Source organism: Mycobacterium persicum (genome assembly GCF_002086675.1).
Lineage (GTDB): Bacteria > Actinomycetota > Actinomycetes > Mycobacteriales > Mycobacteriaceae > Mycobacterium > Mycobacterium persicum.
The window spans coordinates 37,925-48,339 of the sequence record NZ_MVIF01000034.1 but is presented as its reverse complement, the minus strand read 5'-3'; the positions used below and the strand labels follow the sequence as shown (position 1 = coordinate 48,339).

Annotated in this window: 10 protein-coding genes; 4 read left to right on the top strand and 6 right to left on the bottom strand. The window is 64.7% G+C overall.

Annotated features, from left to right (window positions below):
* From BST40_RS12945 to BST40_RS12930, 4 genes are all read right to left on the bottom strand, one after another.
* Nucleotides 1–807: PE-PPE domain-containing protein (locus BST40_RS12945; RefSeq protein ID WP_142276728.1), on the bottom strand; the 807-nt coding region annotated here is incomplete at its 3' end.
* A 97-nt stretch (nucleotides 808–904) separates the two neighbouring features.
* Nucleotides 905–2,545 carry a PE family protein gene (locus BST40_RS12940; protein ID WP_075545176.1) on the bottom strand — a complete coding sequence of 547 codons (1,641 nt, stop codon included), beginning with the start codon at nucleotides 2,543–2,545 and terminating at the stop codon, nucleotides 905–907.
* A gap of 116 nt (nucleotides 2,546–2,661) precedes the next feature.
* The gene (locus BST40_RS12935) at nucleotides 2,662–3,474 is read right to left on the bottom strand and encodes a tyrosine-protein phosphatase (protein ID WP_075545106.1); all 813 of its coding nucleotides are present in this window, start codon (nucleotides 3,472–3,474) and stop codon (nucleotides 2,662–2,664) included.
* Nucleotides 3,467–4,696, bottom strand: coding sequence for an acyl-CoA dehydrogenase family protein (locus BST40_RS12930; protein ID WP_089025124.1), 1,230 nt, complete (start codon nucleotides 4,694–4,696; stop codon nucleotides 3,467–3,469). Before BST40_RS12930 ends, BST40_RS12935 begins: the two co-directional genes overlap by 8 nt.
* Nucleotides 4,697–4,826: 130 nt before the next feature.
* Between BST40_RS12930 and BST40_RS12925 the strand changes: the two genes are divergently transcribed.
* From BST40_RS12925 to BST40_RS12910, 4 genes are all read left to right on the top strand, one after another.
* Nucleotides 4,827–5,288, top strand: coding sequence for a nuclear transport factor 2 family protein (locus BST40_RS12925; RefSeq protein ID WP_075545108.1), 462 nt, complete (start codon nucleotides 4,827–4,829; stop codon nucleotides 5,286–5,288).
* A gap of 234 nt (nucleotides 5,289–5,522) precedes the next feature.
* Entirely contained in the window at nucleotides 5,523–6,632 is a 1,110-nt protein-coding gene (locus BST40_RS12920; protein ID WP_075545109.1) for a Re/Si-specific NAD(P)(+) transhydrogenase subunit alpha, read from the top strand.
* A 2-nt stretch (nucleotides 6,633–6,634) separates the two neighbouring features.
* The gene (locus BST40_RS12915; protein WP_075545110.1) at nucleotides 6,635–6,961 is read left to right on the top strand and encodes an NAD(P) transhydrogenase subunit alpha part 2; all 327 of its coding nucleotides are present in this window, start codon (nucleotides 6,635–6,637) and stop codon (nucleotides 6,959–6,961) included.
* Nucleotides 6,958–8,382, top strand: coding sequence for an NAD(P)(+) transhydrogenase (Re/Si-specific) subunit beta (locus BST40_RS12910; RefSeq protein WP_075545111.1), 1,425 nt, complete (start codon nucleotides 6,958–6,960; stop codon nucleotides 8,380–8,382). The genes BST40_RS12915 and BST40_RS12910 overlap by 4 nt, the downstream gene beginning before the upstream one ends.
* A gap of 41 nt (nucleotides 8,383–8,423) precedes the next feature.
* Here the strand turns inward: BST40_RS12910 and BST40_RS12905 are convergent, their stop codons facing one another.
* Nucleotides 8,424–9,887 carry a PE family protein gene (locus BST40_RS12905; RefSeq protein ID WP_089025122.1) on the bottom strand — a complete coding sequence of 488 codons (1,464 nt, stop codon included), beginning with the start codon at nucleotides 9,885–9,887 and terminating at the stop codon, nucleotides 8,424–8,426.
* A gap of 280 nt (nucleotides 9,888–10,167) precedes the next feature.
* Complete coding sequence (locus BST40_RS28965) at nucleotides 10,168–10,293, bottom strand: hypothetical protein (RefSeq protein WP_023369539.1); 126 nt, start codon at nucleotides 10,291–10,293, stop codon at nucleotides 10,168–10,170.
* Nucleotides 10,294–10,415 lie beyond the last annotated feature (122 nt).

Genomic DNA, 10,415 nt, shown 5'->3' with positions numbered 1-10,415 from the left:
GATCGAGGTCGGGTAGATGGTGTCGGCGGGCGTCGCTCCGAAGAACTCCACACCCAGGCTCGGCAGGCTGAGGCCGGCGAAGCGCGACAGCAGGCCGCCGTTGGGATTCATCGGGTTGGCCAGCAGGACGAAGCCGAGCTTGTCGGCGGGCGGAGCGGTGCCCGGCGGCATGGCCGCCAGATTGCGCATCTCCAACGAGGCGATGATCGCGCTCTGCGAGTAGCCGCCGACAACGACGCTGTTTCCCAGGGTGTCGACCTCGTTGAGGATCGCATTGTGCAGGATCTCGATGCCCTGGCTCACCGAAGTGGTCAGCGGCAAGCTCTTTTCGCCGGTGAGCGGATACAACTGCTCCGGGGTGAACAGCGCCCGCGCAGTGGTGGCCCCGAATTGCGGACTGATGTAGTTGAGCAGATCGTCCACGTAATCGATTCCGGGCGTTGGGTTTCCGCTGCCTCCCATGATCAGGGAAACGGTCGGTCCCGTCAGTGGCGACGCCGTGATGGCAGCCGAAACCGTTGCCGCATTGGTGGCTTCGCTTTGCGCGTATGCCAAACCCGCGGCCGCCAGTGATCGAGCGAACTCGGCTCGGAACGCCTCCAGAACCGTGACGATGCCCTGGTACTCCCGACCGTATGCGCCGAACAGATTCGCGATGGCCGCCGACACCTCGTCGGACGCGGCCGCGGCCAGGCTTGACGTCGGACCGGCTGCCGCGGCACTGGCCGAGCCCACCGCCGCGCCAATGTGTTCGAGATCCGCCGCGGCCGTCGCCACCATCTGCGGCTCGACGAGCACGTACGGCATCGGCGTATCCTCCTTAGCAACCAACCTCAGGCGCTCAAAGCAAACCTGTCCGCCGCTTTAGTGCCTGGCCATTTCATAGCGTCTAGCCGCACCCCGGCTAGAAGCTCAGGCTCTGCAATTGCTGAATAATTGACGCTATCGTTCTCACGATCGCGATGAATTCGATCATGCTGCCCAGCGCGGCCAACCCCGCGGTGGCGGCCAGCGGCAATTCGATCGCGGCGATGAAGTTTCCGTGCAGCAATTGGTTCAGGAACAGGCTGAGGTCGTAGGCCGGAAGAATCGTGGCAAAAGCCACGCCGAGATCGGCCGTGGGAAGCAGCAGTGAGTAGCTGTCCGCGACAACGGCGGCAAAAGTGCTGGCGATATTGACGGGCGTCGCGGGCACCGGCGTTGGACTCGGCGGCAGGATTTGCTGGATGAACGGTGGGAATCCGATCACCGGCAATTCGGGAGGGTTGAGCGCTGCCGGCAGCGCTGCAGCGAAGTCGTTGATGCCTTGTTGGGTTCCGGCGACCAGCGCATCGACGACCACGCCCGGCGGGATGTCCGGGAAGAGTCCGAAAGGGGTGGGTATGTTGGCCGGGCTCGTCGAGTAGCCGAATCTCGGGTCGCCGTAGCCGAGATTGACGATCACTTCCAAATTGGGTTGTACGAGCGCGGCCAGGGGTGGTCCGATGACGGGGATTGCCCGTATCGGGGCTAGCAGGGGCAGGTCCGCGGTTTCGATGATGTAGTACTGATTGGACGTCACGCCCTCGGTCGGCAGGAGTATGGCGTTGGCTACCTGTTGCGAGGTGAGATACGGGTACTGGGTGTGCACGGTGATAATCCCGAAAACCGCGTTGATGTCGGACAGGACATTGAGTGGGTACCTCGGGAAGTCGGCGAAGCCGTCGTATTCCAGGGTGTAGGTCGTCGTCGGATACGGATTGTCCGGGGTCGATCCGTAGAACGGTAGGCCGAGGGTCGAAATGTTCAGTCCGGGTATCCGTGAGAGGATGCCGCCGTTGGGATTCATTTCGTTGCCGATGAATATGAAGCTGAGCTGGCTCGGGTCCGGCTTATTGGGGCCCAGAGACAGAAGCTGCTCTATTTCCAGGGACGAGATGACGGCGCTTTGGGAATAGCCGAAAACGGTGACGTGATTTCCGGCGTGAATCTGCTCCCAAATCGCGGCGTCGAGAATCTGCAGCCCTGTTTGCACCGAGTTTTGGAAGGGCAGCGATTTGACGCCGGTGATGGGATAGAGCTCCTCAATTGTGTTCAACGGGTTCACGACCACGCCGGGCGGCAGGAATAGATTGGTGATGTTGGTGACGTACTGGATCGAGGGTATCGGCGATCCGGTGCCGCTCATGACGATCGCGGTGTTCTGGCCGAAAACCGGCGGTACCGGGGTGGGAGAGGTCGGCGTAAAGAGCCCGGCGGTGGCGCCTTTCACCAGGCTGGCGGCGCTGATGGCCTCGTCGCCGAAGTAGGCGTTCGCGGCCGCCGTCAACTTCTGGGTGAATTGGCTGTATAGCGTCCCGAGTTGCGCATTGATCGCTTGGTATTCCTGCCCGAACGCGCCAAATAGCTGCGCGATAGCGGTGGACACTTCATCTGCGGCGGCCGTGGCGATCGTGGTTGTCGGACCTGCCACCGACGCAGCGGCCTCATTGATCGCCGAGCCGATCCCGGCCAACTCGGCGGCGGCCGCGACCATGGCCGGCGGCTGTGTCAAAACATATGACAAGAGGCCATCCTCCTGGTGACGGGGTGCACGATTCACCCGCCATGTCGGGTACCCGTTGAGCGTAAGGCGATTCCGCGATCATGTCTGGCCTTTGGGCCGACCTCAAAGATTGGAGTTCAGCCCAAGAGCGCGCTGCGCAACCGGTCGACGTCGGTGGCAGTAATACCCGCGTCGCGCAGGTAGGCGCCGACCGATCCCCAGGTTTCATCGATGGTCCGCCACGATGCCTCCAGGTACTCCGGACGCACGCCGAGCACGCCGTCGGACAGCCGCGCTTCGGTGAACGTCACCACCTCCGGCGTCAGTTCGGCCTCGGAGCGCTGTTGGATCATTTCCGAGATTTGTTCCCGCAACCGCGGCACCGCGTCATTGCTGCGCAGAAAGTCGGTGAGGATGGCCTCGCGGTCGACACCAACGGCTTCCAGCACGGTGGCAACCACGAAGCCCGTACGGTCTTTGCCCGCGAAGCAATGGGTGAGCACTGCCCGCCCGCCGGTCAACAAGGTGACGACGCGGTGCAGCGCGCGTTGGGCGCCGGTGCGCGTAGGGAATTGGCGATATTCGTCGGTCATATAGCGGACGGCGGCCTGGTCGATTGATTCGCCGTCCGGACTGTTGGTCATTAGCTGCCGAAACGCGTGTTCGTGCGGCGCATCGGCGTCGGTCCCGGCGTCGTCGTCGGCCAGGTCGGGGAACGGCAGGAGGTGGATGTCGACGCCGGCGGGCACTCGCCCCGGACCGCGCCGGACGACCTCCCGTGACGAGCGCAGGTCGGCGACATCGGTGATGGCCAGCCGGCGCAGTGTTTCCCGGCCGGCGTCGTCGAGGCGACTGAGCTCGCTGGAGCGAAACAGCCGTCCCGGTCTCAGCGCGGTGCTGTCGGCAACGTCACGAAAGTTCCATGCTCCGGGTAGTTCCAGGTCAGCCATGTCGGGTGACCGCGGCGGCGAACGCGGATTTCTCCCGCCCCAGCTCGGCGCGCGCGATGGACCGCAGGTGCACTTCGTCGGGTCCGTCGAAGATCCGCATCGCACGATGCCAGCTGTAGAGCCTGGCCAGCGGGGTGTCGTCGCTGACCCCGGCGGCGCCGTGAACCTGGATCGCGCGGTCGATGACGTCACACGCGACTTGCGGTGCCACGGCCTTGATCATCGCGACCAGGTGGCGAGCCTCCTTGTTGCCGTGCTGGTCGATGGTCCACGCGGCCTTCTCGCACAGCAGCCTGGCTTGGTCGATTTCGTTGCGGGACTTGGCAATTGCCTGCTGTACCACGCCCTGCTCGGCCAGCGGGCGGCCGAACGCCACCCGGTTGCGCGCCCGGTCCACCATCAGCGCCAGCGCGCGTTCGGCTCCGCCCAGTGCGCGCATGCAGTGGTGGATTCGGCCCGGTCCCAGCCGCGCCTGGGCGATCGCGAAGCCGGAGCCTTCTTCACCGAGCAGGTTGGTGGCCGGCACCCGAACGTCGTCGTAGCTCACCTCGCAGTGGCCGTGCTGGTCCTGCCAGCCGAATACGGGTGTGGAACGCACGATTGTCACCCCGGGAGTGTCCATCGGCACCAGGATCATCGACTGCTGTTGGTGGGCCGCCGCGTCGGGGTTGGTGCGCCCCATGACGATCAAGATCTTGCAGCGCGGGTCCGAGGCGCCCGACGTCCACCACTTCCGGCCGTTGATGACGTAGTTATTGCCGTCATCGCCGTCTCGGGCGATCGTGGTTTCGATGTTGCGGGCGTCGCTGCTGGCGACCGCGGGCTCGGTCATGGAGAACGCGCTGCGGATCTCGCCGTCCAGCAGCGGTTGCAGCCACTGCCGGCGCTGCTCGTCGGTGCCGAACATGTGCAGGATTTCCATGTTGCCGGTATCGGGCGCCGCGCAGTTCAATGCCTCGGGCGCGATCTCCAGGCTCCACCCGGTCAGCTCCGCCAGCGGCGCGTACTCCAAGTTGGTCAAGCCCGACTCGGCTGGCAGGAACAGATTCCACAGGCCGCGTTCTTTGGCCTTGATTTTGAGTTCCTCGATGATCGGCGGGACGGTGTGGTCGTCCGGGCCGGCTTCATTGCGATATCGGTCGTAGTCGGACTCGGCCGGGAAGACGTGCTCCGTCATGAAGTCGGACAACCGCTGGTGGTAGTCGATGGCCTTGGCCGACATCGCGAAGTCCATTCCCACACACTAAGGCACGATGGGGGGCCTGCAGTAAGCCGCCGCGAGCAGACGCGGAATCGCATGAATTCGCATACGTCAGTGCGATTCTGCGACTGCTCGCGATGCAATAGGGGTCATGAACGAGACTCGCCCGCCCTTCCCGCCGTTCACCTCTGACACCGCAACGCAGAAGGTCCAGGCCGCAGAGGACGCCTGGAATACTCGCGACCCTCACCACGTCAGCCTGGCCTACACCGTCGACTCGCACTGGCGAAACCGCGACGAGCACATCGTGGGCAGAGACCAGATCGTCGCCTTTCTGACCCGCAAGTGGCGGCGCGAGCTCGACTACACGCTGCGCAAGAGCCTGTGGGACTTCCACGACAACCGCATCGCGGTGCGGTTCCAGTACGAGTCCCGCGACCACACCGGTCAGTGGTATCGCAGCTACGGCAACGAGCTGTGGGAGTTCACCGCGTCGGGGCTGATGGCGCGTCGCGAGGCCAGCATCAACGACCTGCGAATCGCCGAATCCGAGCGGCGCTGGTTCGGTCCGCGACCGGCCTCCGAGCACGGGCGGGACATCCCGCTCTGGTGAGGCCCGCCGCCGCGTCACACAACCTCACTTTGTGTCGCCACAACAGCCCGGCGGCTACCGGCTTGGCGTCGGACGGCGAACCATCAACCAGTGTGCCGAGGGTTGCCGGCGCCTCGACCTGAACGGTCACAAATCGGTGGTGAACCCGGCACGCGTTATGGTAGCCAGGCGCGCGGCCGAGCTAGCGGCATGTCCATCGCGCAGGAAAGTACGAGGAAAGTAGATGTACGCGCCATGACAGATGCGCAGACCCACACCGTCAGGGTAGGGGTAGTGGCCGAGTCACGGCCCGACGAGCGGCGCGTTGCGCTGGTACCCAAAGCGGTGGCCTCACTGGTCAACAGTGGTGTCGCCGTCGTGGTCGAGTCCGGTGCCGGTCAGCGGGCGCTGCTACCCGACGAGCTCTACACCGAGGCCGGAGCCATCATTGGAGATGCATGGGCTGCCGACGTCGTCGTCAAGGTCGCGCCGCCGACCGCCGAGGAGATCGGCCGGCTGCGCAGCGGGCAAACCCTGATCGGCTTCCTGGCCCCGCGTAACGCCGACAACTGCATCGGTGCGCTCGAGCAAGCCGGCGTGCAGGCATTCGCACTCGAGGCCATTCCGCGCATCTCCCGGGCCCAGGTCATGGATGCGCTGTCGTCGCAGGCCAACGTCGCCGGCTACAAGGCGGTGCTGCTTGCCGCATCGGAGTCGACCCGGTTCTTCCCGATGCTGACCACCGCGGCGGGAACGGTGAAGCCGGCCACCGTGCTGGTGCTCGGTGTCGGCGTGGCAGGTCTGCAGGCGCTGGCGACCGCCAAGCGGTTGGGGGCGCGCACCACCGGCTACGACGTGCGGCCGGAAGTCGCCGACCAGGTGCGCTCGGTGGGTGCGCAGTGGCTCGACGTCGGAATCACCGCCGCAGGTGAAGGCGGCTACGCCCGCGAGCTGACCGACGAGGAACGCGCCCAGCAGCAGAAGGCCCTGGAAGCGGCGATCAGCGGTTTCGACGTGGTCATCACCACCGCGCTGGTCCCGGGCCGACCCGCGCCGCGGCTGGTGACCGCTGCCGCGGTGGAAGCCATGAAGCCCGGCAGCGTGGTCGTGGACCTGGCCGGCGAGACCGGCGGCAACTGCGAACTGACCGAGCCGGGCAAGACGGTGGTCAAGCATGGCGTCACCATCGCCTCGCCGCTGAATCTGCCGGCGACCATGCCCGAGCACGCCAGCGAGCTTTACAGCAAGAACATCACGGCCCTGCTGGACCTGCTGATCAAGGACGGGCAGCTGGCCCCCGACTTTGACGACGAGGTCATCGCGGAATCGTGTGTGACCCGCACCCAGGACGGAAAGGCCTCCTAGCGATGTACGACCAACTGTTGGAGAACCTGGCGATCCTGGTGCTGTCCGGGTTCGTCGGATTCGCGGTGATTTCCAAAGTGCCCAATACGTTGCACACCCCGCTGATGTCGGGAACCAACGCGATCCACGGCATCGTGGTGCTGGGTGCGCTGGTGGTGTTCGGGCGGGTCGAGCACCCATCGATCGCGGTGCAGATCATCCTGTTCGTCGCGGTGGTGTTCGGCACGTTGAACGTGATCGGCGGCTTCATCGTCACCGACCGGATGCTCGGCATGTTCAAGGGCAAGAAGCCGCTACCCGCCAAAACTGAGGAGCCGGCAGCCAAATGACGTACTTGGTGATCGGCCTCTATATCTTCGCGTTCTCGCTGTTCATCTACGGTTTGATGGGCTTGACCGGCCCCAAGACGGCGGTGCGCGGCAACTTGATCGCCGCGGTCGGCATGACCATCGCGGTGGCGGCCACCCTGGTCATGATCCGGCACACCAGCCAGTGGCCGTTGATCATCGCCGGCCTGGTCGTGGGCGTCGTGCTCGGGGTGCCCCCGGCGCGGCTGACCAAGATGACGGCCATGCCGCAGCTGGTGGCGTTCTTCAACGGCGTCGGCGGTGGGACGGTAGCCCTGATCGCGCTCTCGGAATTCATCCAGACCAGCGGCTTTTCCGCGTTCCGACACGGCGAGTCGCCCACCGTGCACATCGTGGTGGCGTCGCTGTTCGCCGCCATCATCGGATCGATCTCGTTCTGGGGATCGATCATCGCCTTCGGCAAACTGCAGGAGATCATCTCCGGCCGCCCGATCGGTCTCGGCAAGGCGCAGCAGCCGGTCAACTTGCTGCTGCTGGCCGGCGCTGTCGCGGCCGCTGTGGTGATCGGGCTGGGCGCACATCCCGGCAGCGGCGGAGTGTCGCTGTGGTGGATGATCGGTCTGCTGGCCGCGGCCGGGGTGCTGGGCTTGATGGTGGTGCTACCCATCGGCGGCGCCGACATGCCGGTGGTCATCTCGATGCTCAACGCCATGACCGGGCTGTCGGCCGCGGCGGCCGGTCTGGCCCTGAACAACACCGCAATGATCGTGGCCGGCATGATCGTCGGCGCATCCGGCTCCATCCTGACCAACCTGATGGCCAAGGCGATGAACCGCTCGATCCCGGCCATCGTCGCGGGCGGTTTCGGTGGCGGCGGGGTGGCCCCCAGCGGCGATGGCGGCGGCGACAAGCACGTCAAGGCCACGTCGGCGGCCGACGCCGCGATTCAGATGGCGTACGCCAACCAGGTCATCGTGGTGCCCGGTTACGGGCTGGCCGTGGCCCAGGCACAGCATGCGGTCAAGGACATGGCGTCATTGCTGGAGGACAAGGGTGTGACGGTCAAATATGCGATCCACCCGGTGGCCGGCCGCATGCCCGGGCATATGAATGTGCTGCTTGCCGAGGCCGAAGTCGACTACGACGCGATGAAGGACATGGACGACATCAACGACGAGTTCGCCCGCACTGACGTTGCCATCGTCATCGGCGCCAACGACGTCACCAATCCGGCGGCCCGCAACGAAACATCCAGCCCCATCTATGGCATGCCGATTCTCAACGTCGACAAGGCCAGGTCGGTCATCGTGCTCAAGCGGTCGATGAACTCGGGTTTCGCCGGCATCGACAACCCGCTGTTCTATGCCGACGGCACCACGATGCTGTTCGGGGACGCAAAGAAATCGGTGTCCGAGGTCACCGAGGAACTCAAAGCGCTCTAGGCCAGCTGAAGTCGTTAGGTGGAACCCGGCGCGAGGCTGTCTCAAATGACTGGCGGAATCAATCGCGCTACAGACCCAATGGCGCCGCTCAGTAACGACAGCTCGGTCACACTCGATTGGCCGAAGTTGAATACCATGCCGGGATTCGCCGACGGGACATAGGGGTAGGTGTCAGGCAGCGACGACTGCGGTAACGCCCCGATATCTACCAGGGCGGCTTGGGGGCCTTGCACTGCCCCTGTCGCCAGGTGGGAGATCACTGTGATCGGGTTGACGAAGCCGAACAGGCTGGCGGGGGTGGGCACATCGGCGTAGCCGTAGCCGTAACCCAAATCGACCAACACCCGGAGATCCGGCTGGATCAGGTCGGCAAGCGGGGGCCCGACAAAGGGCAAGGCACGAAGGGGTTGCAGCAACGGGAGGTCCTGGGTCAAAAACATGTAGTAATGGGTGTTGCCGGTGTAGCCCGGGGATGTCGGCAATGGCACGGCATTCGCAACATCGGCGGCCGTGACGGGATACGCGTTGTGGACAAATCTGATGCCCATAAAGGCGTTGATGTCGGACAAGATATTGAGCGGGTATTGCGGGTTGTGGGCATAGCCGTCGTATTGACCGGTGTAGATGTACGTCTGGTAGGGGGAATTTGATGGCGTTGCACCGTCGAACGACACATCCATGAACGGGACATAAAGGCCGGTGTAACGCTCCAGGATACCGCCGTTGGGGTTATTGATATTACCGATCATCATGAAAGCCAGTCGGCTGGGATCTGGCTGTTGGCCGACTGGTAGTGCCATCAGCGCACGTATCTCATTGGTGGCGACCGCGGCGCTTTGCGAGTAGCCAAAAACGACGACGTCATGCCCATTTTGTAGTTCCGCGTTGATTCCGTTGTTCAGCGCCGTGACGCCCTGGGCGATGGACTGGTCGAGTGACAGGTGCCCGATAAACGGCCACCACTGCTCGGGCGTGTACTGGGCGACCGGGTTGTTGGGCCCGAAGATCGGCTGGATGTACGCGCTGTCCAGGGCCGCCAACACGGGCGCAGGAAAGGTCGGATACCCGGTGCCGCCCATGATCAACGCCGTGACCGGGTTGCCGGACAGCATCACCGACGACGTCGACGTACCCACGGCGGCGCCTGGTCCGGCGTTGCCCAGTCCCAGCAGCGCTTCGACCGGCGCGTCGAGCGCGTCAAGTGCGCCCGACATGGCCGCGGCGTTGGCGGCCTCGGCGTGCGCGTAGGTGGCCCCAGCGGCAGCCAACGCTTGAGTGAATTCGCTGTGGAAGGTGGTGGCCTGGCTCAGGACTAGCTGACAATCGTGGGCGTATGCGCGAAACAGCGCCGCAGCGGCCGCGGACACCTCATCACCGGCCGCCGCCAGCACCTGGGCCGTCGGGACCGCAGCCGCGGCGCCGGCCGCGCTGATCGCCGAACCAATCCCCTCCACGTCGGCGGCCGCCGTAGCCAGCATCTCCGGGGCCGCGATCACACTGGGCAACTCGTCTCCTGTCCGACGCTGAGGCGATTACCCGTCAAACGGGACCGACCCTGCCAAGCACGGCCAGCCCAACAGCGGGCGCCCAGAGAGCCTAAAAGAGTCCTGTCGGCGACGTCCGGCATTTTGGCCAAACCAGCTTCGGCCGGGCCCAAATGTCGTGATCGCGGCCGGTTAAGGATCGCCAATCGTTACAAACGGCCCGCCGCCAACATCGGGCTGACAGCCTCGGTGGATCTGGCCGGGTTGCGTTGGTGGCTAACCAGGTGGTGGCGCCGGATATCTAGACGGGCGGGTAGGCCGGCGGCGGATAGCCGTTGCCGTCCTCGACCCCACGGATGCCCCAGGTCAGGTAATTGAAGAAGAACTCGATTTCGTCGCTCACGTCGTAGTCAGGACTTGGATCCATTACTGCACCTCTCGACTCGCCATCGACTCGCGACTGGTTCCCCAGAAGTCTAGTCGGATCCGCGTCGGTGCGACAGGCGGTGCCGGCCCTGCATAAACTGTCCAACCAGTTGATTGGTCAAG